This is a genomic window from Lachnoclostridium sp. An14, from assembly GCF_002160755.1.
GTDB lineage: Bacteria > Bacillota > Clostridia > Lachnospirales > Lachnospiraceae > Lachnoclostridium_A.
This window is the reverse complement of the sequence record NZ_NFLE01000032.1, coordinates 26481-48430: the sequence shown is the minus strand read 5'-3', so window position 1 is coordinate 48430 and position 21950 is coordinate 26481. Positions and strand designations below refer to the sequence as shown.

Annotated in this window: 19 protein-coding genes; 14 read left to right on the top strand and 5 right to left on the bottom strand. The window is 56.0% G+C overall.

The features are described 5' to 3' along the window. Window positions 1–837: 837 nt before the first annotated feature. Window positions 838–1821 carry a radical SAM protein gene (locus tag B5E84_RS15505; protein WP_143469255.1) on the bottom strand — a complete coding sequence of 328 codons (984 nt, stop codon included), beginning with the start codon at window positions 1819–1821 and terminating at the stop codon, window positions 838–840. A 113-nt stretch (window positions 1822–1934) separates the two neighbouring features. On the opposite strand from B5E84_RS15505, the gene B5E84_RS15500 reads away from it, so the two are divergent. After that, window positions 1935–2657, top strand: a complete 723-nt coding sequence (locus tag B5E84_RS15500; protein WP_087224376.1) for an AzlC family ABC transporter permease — start codon at window positions 1935–1937, stop codon at window positions 2655–2657. After that, complete coding sequence (locus tag B5E84_RS15495) at window positions 2638–3006, top strand: branched-chain amino acid transporter permease (RefSeq protein WP_087224374.1); 369 nt, start codon at window positions 2638–2640, stop codon at window positions 3004–3006. Before B5E84_RS15500 ends, B5E84_RS15495 begins: the two co-directional genes overlap by 20 nt. 178 nt (window positions 3007–3184) lie before the next feature. On the opposite strand, the gene B5E84_RS15490 is transcribed toward B5E84_RS15495, so the two are convergent. Then, complete coding sequence (locus B5E84_RS15490) at window positions 3185–4543, bottom strand: MATE family efflux transporter (RefSeq protein ID WP_087224372.1); 1359 nt, start codon at window positions 4541–4543, stop codon at window positions 3185–3187. 223 nt (window positions 4544–4766) lie between these two features. Further along, window positions 4767–4943: a hypothetical protein gene (locus tag B5E84_RS20875; protein WP_204248600.1), complete on the bottom strand. Its 177-nt coding sequence runs from the start codon at window positions 4941–4943 to the stop codon at window positions 4767–4769. Window positions 4944–5088: 145 nt separating this feature from the next. Between B5E84_RS20875 and ftsH the strand changes: the two genes are divergently transcribed. Together ftsH and B5E84_RS15480 are read left to right on the top strand one after the other, a co-directional pair. Continuing rightward, window positions 5089–7206 (top strand): ATP-dependent zinc metalloprotease FtsH, encoded by a 2118-nt coding sequence (gene ftsH, locus B5E84_RS15485; protein WP_087224370.1) that lies wholly within the window; start codon window positions 5089–5091, stop codon window positions 7204–7206. A gap of 177 nt (window positions 7207–7383) precedes the next feature. Then, window positions 7384–8478 (top strand): DUF362 domain-containing protein, encoded by a 1095-nt coding sequence (locus B5E84_RS15480; protein WP_087224368.1) that lies wholly within the window; start codon window positions 7384–7386, stop codon window positions 8476–8478. Between the two features lie 281 nt (window positions 8479–8759). Here B5E84_RS15480 and B5E84_RS15475 read toward each other — a convergent pair whose 3' ends face one another. Beyond that, window positions 8760–10238 (bottom strand): DUF1846 domain-containing protein, encoded by a 1479-nt coding sequence (locus tag B5E84_RS15475; protein ID WP_087224366.1) that lies wholly within the window; start codon window positions 10236–10238, stop codon window positions 8760–8762. 331 nt (window positions 10239–10569) lie between these two features. On the opposite strand from B5E84_RS15475, the gene B5E84_RS15470 reads away from it, so the two are divergent. From B5E84_RS15470 to B5E84_RS15425, 10 genes are all read left to right on the top strand, one after another. After that, window positions 10570–11256, top strand: coding sequence for a DNA alkylation repair protein (locus tag B5E84_RS15470; protein ID WP_087224384.1), 687 nt, complete (start codon window positions 10570–10572; stop codon window positions 11254–11256). 19 nt (window positions 11257–11275) lie between these two features. Beyond that, window positions 11276–12028 (top strand): type I methionyl aminopeptidase, encoded by a 753-nt coding sequence (gene map / locus B5E84_RS15465; RefSeq protein ID WP_087224364.1) that lies wholly within the window; start codon window positions 11276–11278, stop codon window positions 12026–12028. A gap of 146 nt (window positions 12029–12174) precedes the next feature. Continuing rightward, the gene (locus B5E84_RS21240) at window positions 12175–13920 is read left to right on the top strand and encodes a putative glycoside hydrolase (RefSeq protein ID WP_087224382.1); all 1746 of its coding nucleotides are present in this window, start codon (window positions 12175–12177) and stop codon (window positions 13918–13920) included. Between the two features lie 60 nt (window positions 13921–13980). Next, the gene (locus B5E84_RS15455) at window positions 13981–14661 is read left to right on the top strand and encodes a DUF1653 domain-containing protein (RefSeq protein ID WP_087224380.1); all 681 of its coding nucleotides are present in this window, start codon (window positions 13981–13983) and stop codon (window positions 14659–14661) included. Between the two features lie 3 nt (window positions 14662–14664). After that, window positions 14665–16521, top strand: a complete 1857-nt coding sequence (gene uvrC, locus B5E84_RS15450; RefSeq protein ID WP_087224362.1) for an excinuclease ABC subunit UvrC — start codon at window positions 14665–14667, stop codon at window positions 16519–16521. Window positions 16522–16600: 79 nt separating this feature from the next. Next, the gene (hprK, locus tag B5E84_RS15445; RefSeq protein ID WP_087224360.1) at window positions 16601–17527 is read left to right on the top strand and encodes an HPr(Ser) kinase/phosphatase; all 927 of its coding nucleotides are present in this window, start codon (window positions 16601–16603) and stop codon (window positions 17525–17527) included. 21 nt (window positions 17528–17548) lie between these two features. After that, the gene (gene murB / locus B5E84_RS15440) at window positions 17549–18520 is read left to right on the top strand and encodes a UDP-N-acetylmuramate dehydrogenase (RefSeq protein WP_087224358.1); all 972 of its coding nucleotides are present in this window, start codon (window positions 17549–17551) and stop codon (window positions 18518–18520) included. A 331-nt stretch (window positions 18521–18851) separates the two neighbouring features. Further along, window positions 18852–19727, top strand: coding sequence for an RNase adapter RapZ (gene rapZ, locus B5E84_RS15435; protein ID WP_087224356.1), 876 nt, complete (start codon window positions 18852–18854; stop codon window positions 19725–19727). Window positions 19728–19735: 8 nt separating this feature from the next. Next, a complete protein-coding gene (whiA, locus tag B5E84_RS15430) occupies window positions 19736–20695 on the top strand; it encodes a DNA-binding protein WhiA (protein ID WP_087224354.1) in 960 nt (319 codons plus the stop codon). Window positions 20696–20721: 26 nt separating this feature from the next. Beyond that, window positions 20722–20976: an HPr family phosphocarrier protein gene (locus B5E84_RS15425; RefSeq protein WP_087224352.1), complete on the top strand. Its 255-nt coding sequence runs from the start codon at window positions 20722–20724 to the stop codon at window positions 20974–20976. Between the two features lie 167 nt (window positions 20977–21143). Here the strand turns inward: B5E84_RS15425 and B5E84_RS15420 are convergent, their stop codons facing one another. Then, entirely contained in the window at window positions 21144–21851 is a 708-nt protein-coding gene (locus B5E84_RS15420; protein ID WP_087224350.1) for a response regulator transcription factor, read from the bottom strand. Window positions 21852–21950: the final 99 nt, after the last annotated feature.

The following is a 21950-nucleotide window of genomic DNA, read 5'->3' as shown; positions in this document are numbered from 1 at the left end:
CCCATATCATTACCCCCCAACATCCCCTCATTTTCCCAGTCAATACCTCGGTAAATTATCAAAATATTCAAACAAAAACCAAGAATATATCCATAAAAATAGAGCATAAATTTAAAAAATACAAACAAAAATATACAAATCAATCTTAATATCAAAAAAGAATAAAAATATAGCGAAAAAGTGTTGACAAATATCGTTTACAGCGTTATACTAAAACCATCAAAAGAGAGAGAGATTAGAAGATGAGAGAAAGAAATGACAAAAAATAAAAGAAGGAGGTACAAACCACCGGAGACTTAAATGAAGTTTCACTTCCATAGAAGAAGTTGGAACATAGGAAAACTCGGAATCCGGAGATAGATAAGAACATAACTGACAGGATCCTATAGGAATTGTAAACCTACCATTTATTATATGACGAGAAAGTATAGTAGATTCGTAATTTGCAATCCATAGGCAAGAGAATGAAAGGAATGTCAAAAAGGAACTTAAAAGCCCGGAGAAAGAGAAAAGTGAATATGGATGAAAAATAGAATAAAGAAAGGAAAGCAGTCCAATGGATGAGATAGCTTGAAGGCGGATGTCGAAAGTCGTAAAAAGATTCGATATCCGCCTTATTCGTTGTGTTATGAAAAACGCTGTTCCGCCGATTTACGAATCGTGGTGGAAACCGCAACAAAAACGTCTTTCTAGCATTTCTCTTTCATACTGGCTTTTGTTTCTTGGATACAAATGCCTTCTAACGGACGGATATACGTATTCCCATGGGAAACAGGCTGCCGTTGCTGCCATAGCCATATTCCGGCAAGAGTATGAACGGGAAACCCACCCGCCGTGTCAAGTTGAGGCAGTTTCTGAGGGGGCAGCGTTGGGATAGGTTTCATGAGAGGTTTGGGTTTCCGTGTTCTTCATCTGGGAGGGAGAGAGGCCCTGCAGCTGGAAGGGAGGGGTGTACTCCTCTCGGGCGCTGCTTTTTTTCTGCATATATCCATCTGTAAGGTTTCGGGAAATAGCGTAGTCCAGCACCTGATTGTACTCATAGGTGGTGATCCTCCGGTTGATTTCCGGAAACTCCTGGCTGCGGTAAAAAGGAGTGTACTGGCTCATCAGGCTGATGAGAAACTGCCCCTTCGGCAGGGTATCGGCGATCCAATCCAGGAGCGCTTTGGAGTCTTCCTTCTGACCAGGCAGTATCATGTGGCGGAGGATGACTCCCTTTTTCAGCAGCTGGCAGCCGTCTTCCTGAGAAAATACCGGAACTCCCGTCTGGCGGATCATAGCCGGAATCGCCTGGGAGGCCCAGTAAAAATAATCGGGAGCCTGGGAGTAACGGGCGGAGAGGACGGTACTTTTATATTTCAGGTCCGGGAGATAGATGTCCACATATCCATTTAAGGCGTCGATGGTTTCCGGCCGCTCGTAGCCGCCGCAGTTGTAGACCACAGGGATGGAAAGGCGGTGTTTGACCAGATCCAGAGCCTTCAGAATGGAGGGAAGATACTGGGTGGGAGTTACCAGGTTGATGTTATGGGCACCCTGGGCCTCCAGCTCCAGAAAAATGTCTCCCAGCCGCTCCGCTGTCAGTTCCATGCCGAAACCGCCGCTGCTGATCTCGTGGTTTTGGCAGAAACAGCACCGCAGGGTGCAGCCGCTGAAGAACACGGTTCCGCTTCCACGGATGCCGCTGATACAGGGCTCCTCCCACTGGTGCAGGGCAGCCCTGGCCGCTTTGGGAACGGGCCGGCAGCGGCAGAAACCAAGGCTTTCATATCGGTTCACCCCGCACATCCTGGGGCAGAGGGTACAAGCGCTGTAGTCCATACAAAATCCCCCTTTGAATTGACAAATTCAGAAATAGTCGCTACAATAAGATACAATTTTAGGGAAAAGGGATGGATTTGTCAAGACAGATCCGGAAAAGGGAGGAAAAGAGGATGAAAGAGCGGAAAACAGAGCTGGAGTACGCCTTTCCCAAGACCGTGCCGGTGATGGCCGGCTACCTGGTGCTGGGAGCGGCTTACGGGATATTGATGGCGGACAGCGGATTTGGACCGGTGTGGTCCGTGGCCATCAGCATTGTGGTTTATGCGGGCAGCCTGCAGTATTTAGGCGTATCCCTGTTAGCCACAGCAGTAAATCCACTGTACGGGTTTCTCATGTCCTTTATGCTGAACGCCAGACATTTGTTTTATGGCATTTCCATGCTGGACAAATACAGGCCGGTAAAACGGTTTAAGCCTTATCTGATCTTTGGGCTGACGGATGAGACGTTCTCTGTGCTGTGCGCCGAGGAGCCGCCGGCGGAGATGGACCGGGACAAGGTGTATTTCTGGGTTTCGTTCCTGGATCAGTGCTACTGGGTACTGGGGACGCTTTTAGGTGCCGTGCTGGGCAGCTTTCTCACGTTTAACACGGCGGGAATGGATTTCGCGCTGACGGCCCTGTTCGTGGTGATTTTCGTGGGCCAGTGGGAGGACCGGCAGGGCCATCCCTCAGCCCTTCTGGGATTGACGGCCACAGCGATGTGTCTGCTGCTGTTTGGCCAGGACAATTTTATCATTCCGGCCATGGCAGTGATTTTGCTGGTGCTGTTCGCGGCGTATCAGAGGACTCGCACGGGAAAGGGGGAGATGGAAAATGGGAACATTAGGAATTGAAATTGGAATTGTGGCGGCAATGGTGGCGGCCACCGTTCTCAGCCGTTTTCTGCCGTTTTGGGTATTTCGAGGCGGAAGAAAGACGCCGCCCTTCGTAGATTTTCTGGGGAAAACCCTTCCTTACGCCACCATCGGCCTGCTGGTGATCTACTGCCTGAAGGCCCCCATCCTGTCGGTGAAGGCCCAGATTGCCGGCGGAGGAAACGGAGGCGCGGCCGCCTGGGGCCTTCCGGAGCTGATCGCCGTGGCTGCCGTCGCCCTTCTGCATAAATGGAAGAAAAATTCTCTGCTTTCCATTGGCGCCGGGACCGTGCTTTACATGGTGCTGGTGCAGGTGGTATTTTCCTAGGAAAGGGGAAAAACAAATGAAAAACCGCGGGACAGCCGATCCCGCGGTTTTTTCATCCTTGTAGGAAACAGCCGTTCCCTATGGCACAAAAGCCTCCAGTGGGAACCGCGCTCCGGCGCGGGAATGGCTGGCGCGCACGCTTTTTAATATAGAAGAAACAGCTCTCTCCATCTCGGTTCTACACCAGAGCCTTGGTTTTCCACGTTCCCTTCCGGTAGCGGTAGACGAAAAAGGCGGACCGCACCCACCAGTCTAAAATCATGGCCATCCACACGCCGAACACACCGAATCCCAGATACTGGCCAAAGATGTAGCTGAACACGATCCGGCAAATCCACATGGACGCGATGGAGGTGATCATGCAGAACCGCACGTCACCGGCCGCCCGCAGGGTGGATGGCAGGGAGAAGGCAATGGGCCAGATGATGGCGGCGGAAATCCCGTGCATGAAAAAGATCTTGATGGCCTCTGCCGCCGTAATGTCAGACAGGTTGTAGGCCCAGGTGATCAGGTGGGACGCGGCCAGCATCACAGACACCGTTACCAGCACGAAAAGGTATGTAAGCTTTAACAGTTTTTTTGTATAATACTGTGCCTGCTCATAGTCATGGGCCCCCACGCACTGGGAAATCACCGTGGTGATCGCCAGGTTTAAGGCCATGCCCGGCAGAATCTGGAAACTGGCGACGACGTTGGAAACCGCGTTGGCGGCGATGGCGTAGGTGCCGAAGGTGGAAACCAGGCTGAGCACGATGATCTTTCCCAGCTGGAACATACTGTTTTCCAGGCCGTTGGGAACGCCGATCTGCAGGATCTTTTTGACCATTCCCGGCTTAAAACGGTAGCGGAAGGAACGGCGGATGTGCAGCTGTTGATTCTGGTTTAAAAGCAGGATGGTGATCAGGATGCCGGCCACCATTCTGGAGACCAGGGTCGGGATGGCCACGCCCTCGGCTCCCCGGTGGAAACCGTAGATCAGGATGGCGTTCCCGCACACGTTGATCAGGTTCATCAGGATGGACACCTTCATGGATACCTTAGAGTTGCCCATGGAGCGGAAGATGGCCGCGCCCGCGTTGTAGAGGGCGATAAAGGGGATGGAGGCGGTGACGATGAGCAGGTATACGTTGGCGTGATACATGACGTCCGCGTCGATCTGTCCAAACACCACATGGAGAATAAATCGTTTCCCCAGGTACATAATGGCCATAATGGCCACCGCCAGGATGGTCACGAACCATACCAGCTGGTTGGCGGCCTCGCAGGCTCGTTTCTGGTTTTTCTGGCCCAGATACTGGCCGGCTACCACGGCTCCTCCTGTGGCCAGAGCCTGGAAGGCATTGATCAAAAGCAGCATGACGCTGTCCACCAGGGATACGCCCGATACGGCGGCCTCGCCCACGCGGGCGATCATAATGGTGTCAGCCATGCCCACCAGCACATTTAAAAGCTGCTCGATGATGAGCGGGATGATGAGGGCCGTCAGCGCCCGGTTGGAAAACAGGTAGGAGCTGCGGTCCACGGCTGTCGTTTTCATAATACAGATTCCTCTCTTTGGTTAAATTGATTCCCGGCGTGAAATCTAACTATTTATTATAGTACGGTTGTGAATGAGGAACAAGATGGAATTTCGAGAATTTAAACAGATTTTTAACGCCGTTTCCTGGTATATTTTTAGAAGTTTTCAAAAATGTTTAGAGAAAATTTGACGCGCCGCCCGGAATCCGGCTGGCTCTGGGCGGCGCGGGGCGGTGACGCGGTTATTTCGCGTTGGCGGATGCCCGCGGCAGGTAGGAGTACAGCTCATCATAAAATTCCAGCTCTGCCTCCGACGACGGGAGGGCCGGAATCAGCCCTGTGCAGTCCATAGCGGAACCAGAACGGCTTAAGTCTGAATCCGTGTGCTCCCGGTAGTCAATGGTTTCTTTATCCTTCATGTCATCACCTCTGTATTAGTGTTGCGGAAAACTGGTGAGAAATACATGGGAAAATTTTATCTTTTCTTTATTGATTTCTCTATATGATGACATTATAATAAGGTGGGATAGGAGAGGATCCTGTCCGGAATGGAGAAAAGCATATATGAACAACAACCAGCAGAACAACAATGGCAAGACGCCTAAGAGCAACCAGACGATCACCATTCTACTGATTGCGGCTCTGATCACCTTTGCCACTGTTTATTTCATGAAAAATGCTCTCGCCAGCAGCTCGCAGGAAGAACTTTCCTACAACCAGTTTATCGAGATGGTGGACAGAGGGCAGATCGAATCCGTGGCGGTGAGCAACTCGGAGATTGAGATTCACCCGAAGGCGGACGTGGACGGCTACACGCCTTTGAAACGGTACTATACTGTGCGGATGGAGGGCGATGACCAGCTGACCATGCGGCTGGAGGATCACGGGATTGAGATCCGGAAACTGGAGCAGACCAGCAGCCTGATGATTGACATTATCGGCTCTCTGCTGTGGTTCGGATTCCTGGTATTTCTGATGACTACCATGATGCGCCGGCTCGGCGGAGGCGGGATCATGGGCGTAGGCAAATCCAACGCCAAGGTTTACGTGCAGAAGGAGACCGGCGTCACCTTTAAGGACGTGGCGGGAGAGGATGAGGCGAAGGAGTCTCTGACGGAGATTGTGGATTTCCTCCACAACCCGGCGAAATATACGAAAATCGGCGCGAAACTGCCCAAGGGCGCCCTCCTTGTGGGCCCGCCCGGAACGGGAAAAACCCTTCTGGCGAAGGCTGTGGCGGGAGAGGCTCATGTGCCTTTTTACTCCCTGTCCGGTTCTGACTTTGTGGAAATGTTTGTAGGCGTGGGTGCCTCCCGTGTCCGCGACCTGTTCAAGCAGGCGCAGGAATCGGCTCCCTGCATCATTTTTATCGACGAGATTGACGCCATCGGAAAGAGCCGGGATTCCCGGTTTGGCGGCGGCAATGACGAGCGGGAGCAGACGTTAAACCAGCTGCTCTCCGAGATGGATGGTTTCGACTCCTCCAAGGGACTTCTGGTGCTGGGGGCTACGAACCGGCCGGAGATCCTGGATCCGGCGCTGCTGCGCCCGGGGCGCTTTGACCGGCGGGTAATCGTGGACAAGCCGGATTTAAAGGGCCGTGTAAATATTTTAAAGGTGCATTCCAAGGACGTGCTTTTAGACGACACGGTGGATTTTGAGGAAATCGCCCTGGCTACTTCCGGGGCCGTAGGCGCCGACCTGGCGAATATGATGAACGAGGCGGCCATTATGGCGGTAAAGAACGGCAGAAAGGCCGTTTCCCAGAAGGATCTGTTTGAGGCCGTAGAGGTGGTTCTGGTGGGTAAGGAAAAGAAGGACCGCATCCTCAGCAAGGAGGAGAGGCGGATCGTATCCTACCACGAGGTGGGCCACGCCCTGGTGGCGGCTTTGCAGAAGGACGCGGAGCCGGTGCAGAAGATCACCATCGTGCCCAGGACCATGGGCGCTCTGGGCTACGTGATGCACGTGCCGGAGGAGGAAAAATACTTAAATACGAAAAAAGAGATCGACGCCATGCTGGTGGGATTCCTGGCTGGGCGGGCGGCGGAGGAGCTGGTGTTTGACACCGTTACCACCGGCGCGGCCAACGATATTGAGCAGGCCACCAGAGTGGCCAGAGCTATGGTGACCCAGTACGGGATGTCGGAGCGGTTTGGGCTGATGGGTCTTGCCACCCAGGAAAACCAGTATCTGAGCGGGCGGGCGGTGTTAAACTGCAGCGATAAGACGGAGGCGGAAGTGGATGAGGAAGTAATGCTCATCTTAAAGAAGGCCTACGCTGAGGCGAAACGTCTGCTGTCGGAGAACCGGGAGGCCATGGACAAGATTGCCGAGTTCCTCATCGAACAGGAGACCATTACGGGAAAAGAGTTTATGAAGATTTTCCGGGAGGTGAAAGGGCTGCCGGAGCCGGAGGAAAACGGCGGCGAGACCGGAGGCCGTGTGACAGAGCGGCCGGCGGAGCGGGAGACCGGGGATGGCCAGAGCCAGGAGGCACAGCCTGAGGCGGAAACGGATACACCGGCGGCAGAGAATGTGCCGGAACCGGAGACACCGGAAAAGGAAATCCATGACGAGCAGCCGGCCGGGACGGAGACGCCGGCTGTGGAAACTCCGGATGGAGATACCGGGGCGGAGACGCCTGTGAAACTGCCGGATGCGGATACGGATCACGAATAATCTGGAGATAAAAATGAGAAGAACAGGAGCCGATGCAGCCTGACCGCGCTGCGCCGGCTCCTCTTTTCTTCCTAAGAACCGTCCCATTTTTTTCCCTCATCCCTTGCCCGTCAACCAGTCAGGTGCTATAATAGACGGGACAAAATCAGGAAAAAGGATACCGGCGGAGGAAAAGGGATGAATCGAGATGATATTATTATCATACATGGAACGAATTACAAAGAGATGGCCAAGCAGGTGCTGGATCGGGCCGGAGTGGCGGATGAGATCGGCGACCGGAAGAAACGGGTGGCGTTAAAGCCAAACCTGGTGGTAGCCAGAGACCCGTCCAGCGGCGCCACCACCCACAAGGAGCTGCTGGAGGGAGCGGTGGAATATCTGCGGGAGAACGGCTTTGAGAATGTGGCCATCATGGAAGGCTCCTGGGTGGGAGACAATACCCAGTCCGCCTTCACCGCTGCCGGATACCGGGAGATCAGCAAGAAATATGGGGTAGAGTTGGTGGATCTGCAGCGGGATTCCTTCCAGGAATACGAGGCCAGGGGAATGAAGATCAGCCTCTGCGACCGGGCGGCCAGCGTGGATTACATGATCAATATGCCGGTGCTGAAAGGCCATTGCCAGACCACCATCACCTGTGCCCTGAAAAACAACAAGGGCGTGATCCCCAACAAGGAGAAACGCCGTTTCCACACCATGGGCCTTCACAAGCCCATCGCCCACTTAAACACCATCGCCCGCAATGATTTTATTCTGGTGGATAATATCTGCGGGGATCTGGATTTTGAGGAAGGGGGAAACCCGGTGGTGATGAACCGGGTGCTGGGTTTTAAGGATCCGGTGCTCTGCGACAGCTATGTGTGCGACTGCATGGGGTATTCTGTGGACGATATTCCCTACATCCGCATGGCGGAGAGGCTGGGCGTGGGCAGTACGGACACGGCCAATGCCAACTTCATTTACCTCAACGAGGACAAGGCGGGAAGGACCAAATTCCGCATGAGCCACCGGGTACAGGGGCTGGCGAAATATACAGACGCAAAGGACGCCTGCAGCGCCTGCTACGGCTCCCTGATCTACGCTTTGGACCGGTTAAACGACGCCGGCGAGCTGCGGGGGAAGAAGACACAGATCTGCATTGGACAGGCCTATAAAGGGCAGACAGGAGAGATTGGCGTGGGGCAGTGCACCTGCGGGTTTCAAAAGAGCCTGAAGGGGTGCCCGCCGAAAGCCATTGACATGGTGCGGTTTTTGGAGGAGGAGTGGAGCTGAGACTCCCATAATAGAATTGAGGCAATAAAACAGGCACAGCGGAAATGGAAAACCGCGGTGCCTGTTTTTTGTAGTAGGAACCTGCGTTCCCTATGACACAAAAGCCTCCGGCGGGAAACGCACTTCGCGCAGAGGAATATAGCTGTTTACGCAGCCGCGCTCCGGCGCGGGTGTGCGCAGCTGCGCACACTTTTTATTTTTTTATGCTACAGGAAATGACATTTCCCATACCTTTCCCAACGCTTTTCGCCGAAACGCACTTCAATATCCCCAGTTTCAAATCAATGATAGATCTTTCTCTCCTCATAAACCGGCTCGGAGGTCAGGTCCACGCCCAGCTTTTTAAACACGTTGATGTCCACGTCGGAGAGCATCACGGAGGTGTGCACCTGGCAGCCTTTCAGCTTGGAGAGCTGGTTTAAGGCGTTCTGGGCTGTCGGATCGGTGGCGGCGCACATGGACAGGGCGATGAGCACCTCGTCGGTGTGCAGCCTGGGGTTTTTGCTGCCCAGGTAGTTGACCTTCAGTTTTTGAATGGGCTCGATGGCGGAGGGGGCGATGAGGTGAACCTCATGGCCGATATTTCCCAGGGCCTTCACCGCGTTCAGGATCAGGGCGGCGGAGGAGCCTAAGAGGTTGGAGGTCTTGCCGGTGACGATGGTGCCGTCCGGCAGCTCCATGGCGGCCGCGGGGGCTCCTGTGGCTGCCGCCAGATCGTTGGCCGCCTGCACCGTCGTTCTCATATCCACGGAGATCTTGGCCTGTTTCATCAGCAGCTCGATCTTGTAGACCTCGTTGGGATTTCCCTGCTCCTTGGCTTTGCGGTTGAGGGCCTGGTAGTAGCGGCGGATGATCTCCTGGCAGGAGGCCTCCTTGCAGGCCTCGTCGTCAACGATGCAGTTGCCTACCATGTTTACACCCATATCCGTGGGGGATTTATAGGGGCTTTCCCCGTAAATGCCCTCAAAGATGGAGTTGAGCACCGGGAAGATCTCCACGTCACGGTTGTAGTTTACGGTGGTGACGCCGTAGGCCTCCAGGTGGAAGGGGTCGATCATGTTGACATCGTTTAAGTCCGCGGTGGCCGCCTCGTAGGCCAGGTTCACCGGGTGCTTGAGGGGGATGTTCCAGATGGGGAAGGTCTCAAATTTGGCGTAGCCGGCCTTAATGCCCCGCTTGTTCTCGTGGTAGAGCTGGGAGAGGCAGGTGGCCATCTTTCCGCTGCCCGGTCCGGGGGCGGTGATGATCACCAGAGGCTTGGTGGTCTCGATGTAGTCGTTTTTGCCGTAGCCCTCGTCGCTGACAATGTGGGAGATGTTGTTGGGATAGCCCTCGATCACGTAGTGGCGGTATACCCGGATGCCCATATGCTCCAGCTTGGTCTTGAACAGGTCTGCCGCAGGCTGGCCGCTGTACTGGGTGATGACCACGCTGCCCACGTAAAGGCCCTTGTCCGTAAACGCCTGAATCAGGCGCAGCACGTCCACGTCGTAGGTGATGCCCAGATCATAGCGCACCTTGTTTTTCTCAATATCCGCCGCGTTGATGGCGATGACGATTTCCGCCTGATCCGCCAGCTGCAGAAGCATCCTCAGTTTGCTGTCGGGAGCGAAACCAGGGAGAACTCTGGACGCATGGTAGTCGTCAAACAGCTTTCCGCCGAACTCCAGGTAGAGCTTGTCCCCAAACTGGCCGATTCTCTCCTTGATGTGCTCCGACTGCATTTTCAGATACTTTTCATTGTCAAATCCAATTCGCATATCCTGCCTCCATCTATGGTAAATTAATAACAGTTCATAAATTAATAATATAGCATAACCGTGCTGGTGGAATCAATGAAAATTTGAGAAATTTGGCGAAATAGGGAAAATAGGGGGAACTGTCCAGCTATCTGTTTCCATCAGGGACGCCTGGGATGAAGGATTTGACGGCTGTTCCCGGTTTTCGCGGGCGGATTTTTGTGAAATCCGTCAAATGATGAGGGATATGGCTGAATTGCCGCAAATAGGGAAAAACGGCGGGCGTAGGTATTCCCTGGACCGGGGGGATGTGGTACAATAAGGGCATTTGATGGGAAAGGACGGACGAAATATGGACGTAAAAAAACGGCTCCTGGAGCTGGCGGAGCCGGAATACCGGGAGTTTCACGGCAAGCTGCTGCCTGGGGTAGATGATATTCTGGGCGTGCGGGTGCCGGCTCTGCGGAAACTGGCAAAGGAAATCATTTCCTCCGACTGGAGAGCCTTTCTGGAAGAAAATGCGGGGGAAACCTATGAGGAACGGCAGCTTTTGGGCCTGGTGACCGCCGGGGCCTGGAAAAAGATGGACCTGGAGGAGCTGCTTGCCCGCACGGCGGCCTTTGTGCCGAAGATTGACAACTGGGCGGTCTGCGACGTGTTCTGCGGCTCCTACAAGGCGGCGGACGGCGCTTGTTCCGCCGCGGTCTGGGAGTTTTTGCAGCCCTATTTTCAGAGTGAGCGGGAATATGAGCTTAGGTTCGCGGTGGTGATGGCTCTGTCCCACTACTGCGACGGGGAGCACGCGGATGAGGCCTTCCGCCTCTTTGACGGAATCCGGAGTGAGGCTTACTACGTGAGAATGGCGGTGGCATGGGCCGTTTCCGTTTACTTTGTGAAACTGCCGGAGCGGACCATGGAGTATCTGAACAAATGTGAGCTGGACGACTGGACGTTTAACAAGGCGCTGCAGAAAATCACGGAATCCTACCGGGTGGATCGGGAGACGAAGGACAGGATTCGCCGGATGAAACGGAAATAACGGGAAGGGGGAGCATAAAATGAAACCGATTATCAAAACGCCGGAGCAGGTGGAGAAGATCCGCCGGGCCGGGGAGATCAATACGAAGGTGTTAGACGCGGTGGAGGAAATGATCCGGGCGGGCATTTCCACGGAGAACATCAATCAGGTGGTCCACAAAAAGACTCTGGAGCTGGGCGGAATCCCCGCCCCCTTAAACTTTGAGGGCTTTCCAAAGAGCGTGTGCACCTCCTTAAACGACGTAGTCTGCCACGGAATCCCGTCGGAGGATGTGATCTTGCAGGATGGGGATATTATCAACGTGGACGTGACCACCATTGTGGACGGATATTACGGGGACGCCTCCCGGATGTACTGCATCGGCCAGGTGAGTCCTCAGGCCAGGAAACTGGTGGACGTGACGAAGGAGTGCCTGGAATTAAGCCTGAAGGCGGTGCGGCCCGGCGGCTACTTAAACGAGATCGGTGCCATCATCCAGGAGCACGCGGAGAAAAACGGCTTTTCCGTGGTGCCGGACATCTGCGGCCACGGAGTGGGTCTGGATTTCCACGAGGAGCCGCTGGTGTTCCACGTGAAACGGCGGGGCCGGGGGCCAAAGCTGGAGCCGGGGATGATTTTCACCATTGAGCCTATGATCAACGCCGGATCCCCCGACTGGTTCATCGACGCCGACGACGATTGGACGGTGTGGACGGAGGACGGCAGCCTGTCGGCTCAGTGGGAGTACACGGTGCTGGTGACGGAGGACGGATACGAGATCCTGACGAAATAGGGACGGGTCACACCTTCGCGGATTCTTTGCGGGGACAAGGACGTAAAGCGTAAAGCGCAGCCGTTTCCCCGCCCTTGTCCCTTCGCCGGAAATGTGATAAAATAATGAGGATATTCTGACGAAAAATGAACGGAAAGGTGGATAACATGAAAAAGTGGCTGTTGGTGGGACTCTGTCTGCTGACCCTGGCGGGATGCAGGCGGTACGGCGCGCCGGAGGACATTACGTCCCCGCCGGAGGAGACGACGGAGATGGATGCCGCGGAGGCGGGCCTGGGAAGTGACGGGGCCTCGCCCATAGCGGTTTCTGCCGCGGAGACGGAGGAGGAGACGGAGCCGGTTCCGGAGAAAACACCGGTGAAGGTGAAAGGGATCTATCTGAGTGCCCCGGCAGCGGGGAGCGGGGAGGTGATGGACGGGATCCTCGCCCAGCTGGCGGGCACGGAGATTAACGCGGTGGTCATCGACTTAAAGGATGACAATGGACGGGTGACCTGCGCCATGGATTCCCCTCTGGTGACGGAGACGGAGGCCAGCAAGGCCTATGTGTCCGATATGCCCGGGCTGATCAAACGGCTGAAGGAGGATTACGGCCTGTACGTGATCGCCCGCGTGGTGGCGTTCCGGGATCCCTGGCTGGCGGAGAAAAAGCCGGAATGGTGCTTAAAGCTGCCGGACGGCTCTGTGTTCCGGGACCGCTCCGGTCTGGCCTGGATCAACCCCTATAAGCAGGAGGTCTGGGACTATCTGGTAGAAATCGGGACCCAGGCGGCGGCCATGGGGTTCGACGAGGTGCAGTTTGACTACATCCGTTTCTGTACGGAGAAGGGCGTGGGAGACGTGGTATTTGACGAGGCGGACACGAGAGGCCGCTCAAAGACGGATGTGATCACGGAGTTTACGGCCTATGCCTATGACCGGCTGTCGCCCCAGGGGGTGTTTGTGGCGGCGGACGTGTTCGGCGCCATCATCGGCAGTGAGATCGACGCCCAGTCTGTGGGACAGGTCTACGGGGAAATGGCCAGCCATCTGGACTACATCTGTCCTATGATCTACCCCTCCCATTACGGGGACGGAAACTTTGGCATTGAGCATCCCGACATGGAGCCCTACCGCACCATTCTGGCGGCTCTCCAGGGATCGGCGAAGGAGCTGTCCGCCTACGGGCAGGACGGGAGAAGGCTGGCGACGGTGCGGCCCTGGCTCCAGGATTTCACCGCTTCCTATTTGAAACACTACATCAAATACGGCCCGGAGGAGATCCGGGCGCAGATTCAGGCCACCTATGACGCCGGATATGACGAATGGCTGCTGTGGTCGGCGGCCTGCCGCTATACCTGGGGCGGAATCAAGAGCCAGGAGGACGCGGCGGCGGAAGCAGAGGCCATCGCCCAGTCCAGGGCGGCCGCGGCGGAGTCAGCGGCTGCGGCGGAAGCTGCCTCACGGGCAGAGTCAGAGGCAACGGCCCAGGCGGAGCGGGAGGCAGCGGAACAGTCCGCGGCCCAGCCGGAAGGTTCCTCGGGAGAAAGCACGGGCGAAGGCCAGATCGAGGACGGCATTCAGGACGGAGCGGCCGCGGATCCGGAGGCGGCGCAGCAGGCGGACGCTCTTTCGGGAGGCGGAAAAGCGGCCCGTTTTGCGGCAGGAAGAACCGGTGGGACGGGAGAGACCGGCGGGAGCGGAGGGGAAAACTCCGCAGCCGGGGACGAGCCGGCTCTGGCATCGGAGCAGGAGGCCGGGGGGAATGACGACGGTTCCCTCTACGAGATCGACGGGCCGGCGCCGGCCCTGGAGTCTTTGCCGGAACTTCCGGCCCATATTTCCCCTGCCGGTTCCTCTGGAAAGGACGGAACCGGGGTTTCCACGGTGATTCCCCAAATGCAGATGAATTGACGGGAAAGGGCCCGGGACGGACAGGAGGATGGAACTTTGACGGAAAGCAGAAGAAAACCTATGCCGGGAGAATGTTACCGGCATTTTAAGAATAAGCTGTACCAGGTGATCGCTGTGGCGGAGCACACGGAGACGGGGGAGGAGCTGGTGGTGTATCAGGCCCTCTACGGGGATTTTCGGGTGTACGCCAGGCCTTTAACCATGTTTTTAAGCCCGGTGGACCGGGAAAAATACCCGGATGCCGGACAGACCTACCGGTTTGAGCCGGTGGACAAGGCGTCCCTGGCATCTCCGGAGGAGAGCCGGCCGGATGGGGGATACGGGAGAGGAGAGCTGTCTTGGAGAGACGGGACGCAGTCAGGCCGCGGGGAAACCGGAAGGTTCCGGGAGACGGCTCCTTGCTCTGGCTGGGAGACTCCCATGGAACCGGATTTCCTTGGCAGTTCCTCTCAGGCCAGGACGGATGGTGCGGCTGGAGAATCCCCTGTGGACGCTGTGCCAGGCGGCGGTTCCCAGCCCCCGGAATCCTTCCTCCTCCGTTTCTTCGACGAGGAGAGCTTTGAGGGAAAATGGCGGCTGCTGGACCGGGAAGGGGAACGGCTCACCAGGGAGACCCTGGAGATTATCTGCGGCGGGATGGAGATCCCCTGCGGCGGCGGAGACGCCCAGGAGCTGCTCTACAGCCTGAAACGGTGGCTGGAGACGCAGATGAAATTTGACGGCAACCGGCTGAGGAGGTAGGCCATGTTCAATATTGAGGAAGAACTGAAAAAGCTGCCGGCCCAGCCGGGCGTCTACCTGATGCACGATGACAAGGACGAGATCATCTACGTGGGAAAGGCCATCAGCCTGAAAAACCGGGTGCGCCAGTATTTCCAGAGCAGCCGGAACAAGACGGCGAAGATCGAGCAGATGGTGTCCCGGATTGCCCGGTTTGAGTACATTATCACCGATTCGGAGCTGGAGGCCCTGGTGCTGGAGTGCAACCTGATCAAGGAGCACCGTCCCCGGTACAACACCATGCTAAAGGACGACAAAACCTACCCCTACATCAAGGTGACGGTGGGGGAGGCCTTTCCCAGGGTTCTCTTTTCCCGGCAGATGAAAAAGGACAAGAGCAAATATTTCGGCCCATACACCAGCGCCGGGGCGGTGAAGGATACCATTGATTTAATCCACAAGCTGTACAAAATCCGCACCTGCAACCGCTCCCTGCCGAAGGACATCGGAAAGGAGCGGCCCTGCTTAAACTACCACATCAAGCAGTGCGACGCCCCCTGCCAGGGCTATATCAGCGAGGACGAGTACCGGGAGAACGTGGAGCAGGTGGTGGAGTTTTTGAGCGGAAAGTACGACACCATTTTAAAACGGCTGGAAAAGGATATGATGGCTGCCTCCGACGCCATGGATTTTGAGAAGGCCATCGAGTACCGCGACCTGCTAAACAGTGTGAAAAAGGTGGCCCAGAAACAGAAGATCACCAGCAGCACCACAGACGACCGGGACGTGATCGCCATGGCCAGAGACGAGGAGGACGCGGTGGTGCAGGTGTTTTTCGTCCGGGAGGGAAAGCTTATCGGACGGGAGCATTTCCACCTGCGGACGGCGGTGGAGGAGGACGTTTCCCAGGTGCTCACCTGCTTTGTGAAACAGTTTTACTCCGGCACTCCCTTCGTGCCCAGGGAGCTGTGGGTCCAGGAAAAGCTGGAGGACGAGGAGACCATCCGCCAGTGGCTTTCCACGAAAAAGGGACAGAAGGTGCGCATCGCCGTGCCCCAGAAGGGGGAGAAGGAGCGGCTAGTGGAGCTGGCCCAGAAAAACGCCGCCATGGTGCTGGAACAGGACAAGGAAAAGATCAAGAGGGAGGAGCTGCGCACCATCGGGGCCATGAACCAGATCGGGGATTGGCTGGGACTGAAATGGGTGCGCCGCATCGAGGCCTACGACATTTCCAATATCAGCGGTTTCGACTCCGTGGGCTCCATGGTGGTCTACGAGGACGGCCGTCCGAAACGGAACGATTACCGGAAATTTAAGATCAAATGGGTCAAGGGGGCCAATGACTACGCCTCCATGCGGGAGGTGCTGACCCGCCGCTTTTCCCACGGCCTGGAGGAGCACGAGCTCTTAAAGGAAAAGGGAGTGGGAGAGGAGTACGGCAGCTTTACCCGTTTTCCGGATCTGATCATGATGGACGGCGGCCGCGGCCAGGTAAACGTGGCCCTGGAGGTGTTGGGAGAGCTGGGGCTGGAGATCCCGGTCTGCGGCATGGTAAAGGACGACAACCACCGCACCAGGGGCCTTTACTACCACAACGTGGAAATCCCCATCGACCGCCACTCCGAGGGCTTTAAGCTCATCACCAGGATTCAGGACGAGGCCCACCGCTTTGCCATCGAGTACCACCGGAGCCTGCGCAGCAAAGGCCAGGTCCGCTCCATTTTAGACGACATCGAGGGCATCGGGGACACCAGGAGAAAGGCGCTGATGCGTCATTTCAAGTCCATCGAGACGGTGAAGGAGGCGGATGTGGAAACCCTCAGCCAGGTGCCGGGCATGAACCGGCGGGCGGCGGAGAGCGTCTGGAATTTTTTCCACTGACGGTTTCCGTAATGACAACGGCGGCGATTTATGATAGGATAAAACACAGGAAGAATCAAGGATAAAAGGAGGATGCCAAATGCACGGAGTTATGATCACAGAGCTGATCAACAAATTTCAGCTGAAAAATATTACCCCGGATATTGACACGGAGAAGATCGTGCTCACTCACCCGGAGGTGAACCGCCCGGCGCTGCAGCTGGCCGGATTTTTTGACCATTTTGACAATGAAAGGGTGCAGATCATCGGGTACGTGGAGCAGGCCTATATTTCCACCATGGAGCATGACGTGAAGGTGAAACGGTACGAGCAGCTGGTCTCCAGCAAGATCCCCTGCCTGCTGTACAGCCGCGGGATGATGCCGGATGACGAGATGATCACGGTCTGCAATTACTACGGCGTTCCCTGTCTGGTATCGGAGAAACCCACCTCCGACCTGATGGCGGAGGTGATTCGTTGGCTGAAGGTGAAACTGGCTCCCATGATCAGCATTCACGGCGTGCTGGTGGACGTATTCGGCGAGGGCGTGCTCATCATGGGCGAGAGCGGCATCGGAAAGAGCGAGGCTGCCCTGGAGCTGATCAAGAGAGGCCACCGTCTGGTGACGGATGACGTGGTGGAGATCCGCAAGGTGAGCGACGACACCCTGGTGGGAAATGCCCCGGATATTACAAAACATTTCATTGAGCTGAGGGGCATCGGCATCATCGACGTCAAGGCTCTGTTCGGCGTGGAGAGCGTAAAGGACAGCCAGCAGATCGACATGGTCATCAAGCTGGAGGACTGGGATAAGGACAAGGAGTACGACCGCCTGGGCCTGGAGGACCAGTACACGGAGTTTCTGGGGAACAAGGTGGTCTGCCATTCTATCCCCATCCGTCCCGGCAGAAACCTGGCCATCATCGTAGAGTCCGCCTCCGTCAACTACCGCCAGAAGAAAATGGGCTACAACGCGGCCCAGGAGCTGTACCGCAGGGTACAGGCCAATTTCGCTCACACGGACTGAGCTGGGAAATGAAGGAGAATTATGGATAGATTGTTGGAGGAGCTGATCCTGGCGGCGGGAAGGGAAAATGTGAAAACCAAGGAACCCATGGGGCCCCACGTCACCTTCCGCGCCGGGGGAACGGCGGACTATTTTGTCACCCCGGATGGGGAAACGGCCCTGTCGGCGGTGGTGCGGGCCTGCAATGCCAGCCAGGTTCCCTATTACGTCTTAGGAAACGGCAGCAACCTGCTGGTGGGGGATCTGGGCTATCACGGTGTCATCATCCGCATGGGAGAGCCCTGGGCCTTCTGCCAGTTTCAGGGGAACACGGTCCGGGCCGGAGCGGGGATCCTGCTGTCAAAGCTGGCGAGGGAGGCGTACCGGCGTTCTCTCACCGGGCTGGAGGCGGCGGGGGGGATTCCCGGCAGCCTGGGCGGAGCTCTGGTGATGAACGCCGGGGCTTACGGCTTTGAGATGAAGGACGTGGTCCTGCGGGCCAGGGTCATGGACCGGGAAGGCGAGGTAAAGGAGCTGTCCCTGGAGGAGCTGAAACTGGGCTACCGGAGAAGCTGTATCCCGGAAATGGGCTATACGGTGCTGGAGGCGGAGCTTTCCCTTTCTCCCGGAAACCAGGAGGAGATCCTGGCGAAAATGGAGGAGCTCTCCGCCCGCCGGAAGGAAAAACAGCCTCTGGAGTACCCCAGCGCCGGCAGCACCTTTAAGCGGCCGGAGGGGTATTTTGCCGGAAAGCTCATCCAGGACGCCGGTCTTCGGGGCTACCGGGTAGGCGACGCCCAGGTGTCGGAGAAACACTGCGGCTTTGTGATCAACCGCGGCCAAGCCACTCCCGGGGAGATCCTGCGCCTGTGCCGGGACGTGCAGAGGCGGGTGAAGGAACAGTTCGGCGTTTCCATGGAGCTGGAGGTGCGCACCCTGGGAGAATTTTCCCTCCCGGAGGAGGAGACGGACCGCGCGCCGGAACCGTCCGGCACGCCGGAGAACGGCGGCTAGCCGGTTTCGCCTTTCGCGGGAAACCGGGTTTCCTGTGAAACATAAGTTTTCGGCGGATGGGGCATTTGCGCAGATATATCGGCGTCATCCGGGGCATTCAAAGTAAACGGACATGACCGCTAACGCGGTCATCCCAAATCATGAAAGCCAGATGGCTCCACGCCTACGGCGTTCCCGCCATCTGCCGACGGTATTCGAAATCCGGGCTGCCGCCCTCCTTTCTCATACCGTCTTGCCCGTCTGATGCCGATATATCTGTGCGTGCGAGCACGCCCATCTATATCGTCGCCATCCGGGGCTTTCAAAGTAAATAGGAGAAAGGAACTTACAGATGAAACTGGTGATCGTAACGGGAATGTCGGGGGCGGGAAAGACTGTGGCCTTGAAAATGTTTGAGGACCTGGGCTTTTACTGTGTGGACAATATGCCCGTCCCCCTGTTGGAAAAATTCGCGGAGCTTTTGCGGGACAATCCGGGAGAGCCGGAAAACGTGGCCATGGGCGTGGACATCCGCAGCGGCGCGGAGCTGCCCCAGCTGGAGGAGATCCTGGACCGGTGGCGGGCGGGAGGAATGCCCTTTCAGATCCTGTTCTTGGACGCCGGGGACGAGGTGCTGATCAAGCGGTACAAGGAGACCCGCCGGAGCCATCCTCTGGCTGGGAACGGCCGTCTGGACCGGGGAATCGCCAGGGAGAGGGAGCAGGTGGCATTTTTAAAAAAGCAGGCGGACTACATTCTGGACACCAGCACGCTGCTTACCAGGGAGCTGCGGGAGGAGCTGGCCCGGATCTTTTCCGGCGGCCAGAAGTACGAAAACCTGTTTGTGACCATCCTCTCCTTCGGGTTTAAGTACGGGATCCCGGTGGACGCGGACCTGGTGTTTGACGTGCGCTTTCTCCCGAACCCCTACTATGTGGACGAGTTAAAGTACAAGACCGGTGAGACTGCCCAGGTGCGGGAGTACGTGATGCAGGGCGGCACCTGCGGCCTGTTTCTGGAAAAGCTCTACGATATGATGGAGTTTCTCATTCCCAACTATATAAAGGAAGGGAAAAATCAGCTGGTGATCGCCGTGGGCTGCACCGGCGGGAAACACCGCTCCGTCACAGTGGCCTCCGCCCTCTATGAAAAACTGAAAGTGCGGAGCGAGCTGGGCATTAAGCTGGAGCACCGGGATATTGAAAAGGATAATAAGCGGATGGGCTGAGGTGAGCGATGTCATTTTCTTCCAGAGTAAAAGAGGAACTTTCCAGGCAGATCAGTCCTGCCAGGCACTGTCAGATCGCGGAGATCGCGGCGATCCTCAGCCTTTGCGGACGGATCCAGATCTCGGAACAGGACCGGTATTGTATTAAAATCCATACAGAAAATGTGGCAGTTGCAAGAAAGTACTTTACATTATTGAAAAAAACATTTAATATAGTTACGGATGTCTCCATACGCCGTAACTCGTATCTGAAGAAGAACCGGGTCTACACGGTGATTGTGCAGGAACACGAGGACGCGTACCGGGTACTGAAGGCCACAAAGCTTTTGGACGCCGACGGGGAGATCCGAGAGGATCTGTCCGTGGTGCGGAGCGTGGTTACCCAGCAGGCCTGCTGCCGGAGGGCGTTCCTTCGCGGGGCGTTTTTGGCGTCTGGTTCCATCAGCGATCCGGAGCGGTTTTATCATTTTGAGATCGTGTGCGCTGCCGAGGCCAAGGCCAGACAGCTGAAGGAGATTATGGGAACCTTCGGGCTGGATGGGAAGATCGTGCTGCGAAAGCGGTACTACGTGGTGTATATCAAGGAAGGCAGCCAGATCGTGGACGTTTTAAACGTGATGGAGGCCCCCGTTTCCCTCATGGAGCTGGAAAATATCCGCATCCTGAAGGAGATGAGGAACAGCGTGAACCGCCAGGTAAACTGCGAGACTGCCAATATTAACAAGACGGTGGCTGCTTCCGTAAAGCAGATAAGGGATATTGAGTATATCCGTGATACAATGGGCTTTGAGAGTCTTCCTGAAAATCTGGAGGAGATGGCACAGGTAAGGCTGTTGAAGCCGGATGCAACACTAAAGGAGCTTGGGGAAGCTCTTGACCCGCCTGTGGGGAAGTCTGGAGTAAATCACAGACTCCGCCGCCTCAGCGAAATCGCGGAAAGGCTGAGGGAGCAGGCACCGGAAACGTAGGTTTCCATGGAATGAGGAGGATGATTATGACTAAGAAGACGATCAGGATTGAACTCGCGTCAGGACTTGAAGCAAGACCGGTAGCTATGCTGGTGCAGATCGCCAGCCAGTATGAGAGCAGCATTTATGTGGAGAACGAGGGCGCTCGTTTCAACGCAAAGAGTATCATGGGCATGATGACCCTTGGCCTGGCCAGCGGCGAGGAGATCACCGTGAGCGCGGACGGCAGGGACGAGGAAGCTGCAATCAGCGAGATTGAGAAATACCTCAGCACGAAATAAGAAAATACAGGCCGGAAAAGAGCTTGAAAAAGCCTGCGGATCCTATGAATTGTTCGGAGACAGTGTGACGCTGTCTCCTTTTTTGTGTCATAGAAGGAAACGGAAACTGTGTGTCCTATGACACAAAAGCCTCCTCCAGCCAGCATTCATCCCCCTCTGTTTTCATATCATAAGCCAGTCCCGTCCTTCACAGCCAGCTGGTAGCCGATTCCCCGAATGGTCTTTAAATACACGGGATGATTGGGATCATCCTCAATCTTCATGCGCAGGCGGCGGATGTGCACCATGATGGTATTGTCGTCGATGATGCTGTCGTTCCAGACGTTGGAGTAGATCTGTTCCTTTGTGAGAATCCGGTTGGCGTTGCTCATAAAATACTTCATGAGCAGGGCCTCTTTGCTGGACAGCGGGATTTCTTCCCCGTTTTTATACAGTTTCATCTCATCGCATACGTAGCGGAAGACACCGGCCGTGAGCTCCGTGTGTCCGCCTGGGGCGGACAAAGAGATGCGCCGCAGGCACGCTTTCACTTTGGCGCAGAGTACCATGGTGCTGAATGGCTTGGTGATGTAGTCGTCGGCTCCGATGCCTAAGGCCAGCACCTTGTCGGTTTCCGCCTGTCTGCCGCTTAAGACAAACACCGGTGTCAGGATGCCGTGGGCCCGCAGATAGTTGATTACCTGAAATCCGTCCATATCCTCCATGATCAGGTCCAGAATGATCAGGGAATAAGGCTGGCTTTCCGCCTTGTGGACGGCCTCCAGGCCGCCGCAGGCTTCCTCCGTGGAGAAACCTTCGCTGCTGAGGACGCGGCAGATGATGCGGCGGATGGCCGGATCGTCGTCTACGACCAGGATCGTTTGTAGTTCGGACATGGGGGTTCCTCCTTCTTTCGTGCAATTCTGTGCCATAGTATAGCATAAACTCCAGGGAAAATCAGCAATCTGCACGAACCTTACAAAAATTTAAGGTAA

Coding starts and splice junctions, on each gene's coding strand:
- B5E84_RS15505 (WP_143469255.1), bottom strand. CDS start 1,821: ATGGACTACAGCGCTTGTACCCTCTGCCCCAGGATGTGCGGGGTGAAC.
- B5E84_RS15500 (WP_087224376.1), top strand. CDS start 1,935: ATGAAAGAGCGGAAAACAGAGCTGGAGTACGCCTTTCCCAAGACCGTG.
- B5E84_RS15495 (WP_087224374.1), top strand. CDS start 2,638: ATGGGAACATTAGGAATTGAAATTGGAATTGTGGCGGCAATGGTGGCG.
- B5E84_RS15490 (WP_087224372.1), bottom strand. CDS start 4,543: ATGAAAACGACAGCCGTGGACCGCAGCTCCTACCTGTTTTCCAACCGG.
- B5E84_RS20875 (WP_204248600.1), bottom strand. CDS start 4,943: ATGAAGGATAAAGAAACCATTGACTACCGGGAGCACACGGATTCAGAC.
- ftsH (WP_087224370.1), top strand. CDS start 5,089: ATGAACAACAACCAGCAGAACAACAATGGCAAGACGCCTAAGAGCAAC.
- B5E84_RS15480 (WP_087224368.1), top strand. CDS start 7,384: ATGAATCGAGATGATATTATTATCATACATGGAACGAATTACAAAGAG.
- B5E84_RS15475 (WP_087224366.1), bottom strand. CDS start 10,238: ATGCGAATTGGATTTGACAATGAAAAGTATCTGAAAATGCAGTCGGAG.
- B5E84_RS15470 (WP_087224384.1), top strand. CDS start 10,570: ATGGACGTAAAAAAACGGCTCCTGGAGCTGGCGGAGCCGGAATACCGG.
- map (WP_087224364.1), top strand. CDS start 11,276: ATGAAACCGATTATCAAAACGCCGGAGCAGGTGGAGAAGATCCGCCGG.
- B5E84_RS21240 (WP_087224382.1), top strand. CDS start 12,175: ATGAAAAAGTGGCTGTTGGTGGGACTCTGTCTGCTGACCCTGGCGGGA.
- B5E84_RS15455 (WP_087224380.1), top strand. CDS start 13,981: ATGCCGGGAGAATGTTACCGGCATTTTAAGAATAAGCTGTACCAGGTG.
- uvrC (WP_087224362.1), top strand. CDS start 14,665: ATGTTCAATATTGAGGAAGAACTGAAAAAGCTGCCGGCCCAGCCGGGC.
- hprK (WP_087224360.1), top strand. CDS start 16,601: ATGCACGGAGTTATGATCACAGAGCTGATCAACAAATTTCAGCTGAAA.
- murB (WP_087224358.1), top strand. CDS start 17,549: ATGGATAGATTGTTGGAGGAGCTGATCCTGGCGGCGGGAAGGGAAAAT.
- rapZ (WP_087224356.1), top strand. CDS start 18,852: ATGAAACTGGTGATCGTAACGGGAATGTCGGGGGCGGGAAAGACTGTG.
- whiA (WP_087224354.1), top strand. CDS start 19,736: ATGTCATTTTCTTCCAGAGTAAAAGAGGAACTTTCCAGGCAGATCAGT.
- B5E84_RS15425 (WP_087224352.1), top strand. CDS start 20,722: ATGACTAAGAAGACGATCAGGATTGAACTCGCGTCAGGACTTGAAGCA.
- B5E84_RS15420 (WP_087224350.1), bottom strand. CDS start 21,851: ATGTCCGAACTACAAACGATCCTGGTCGTAGACGACGATCCGGCCATC.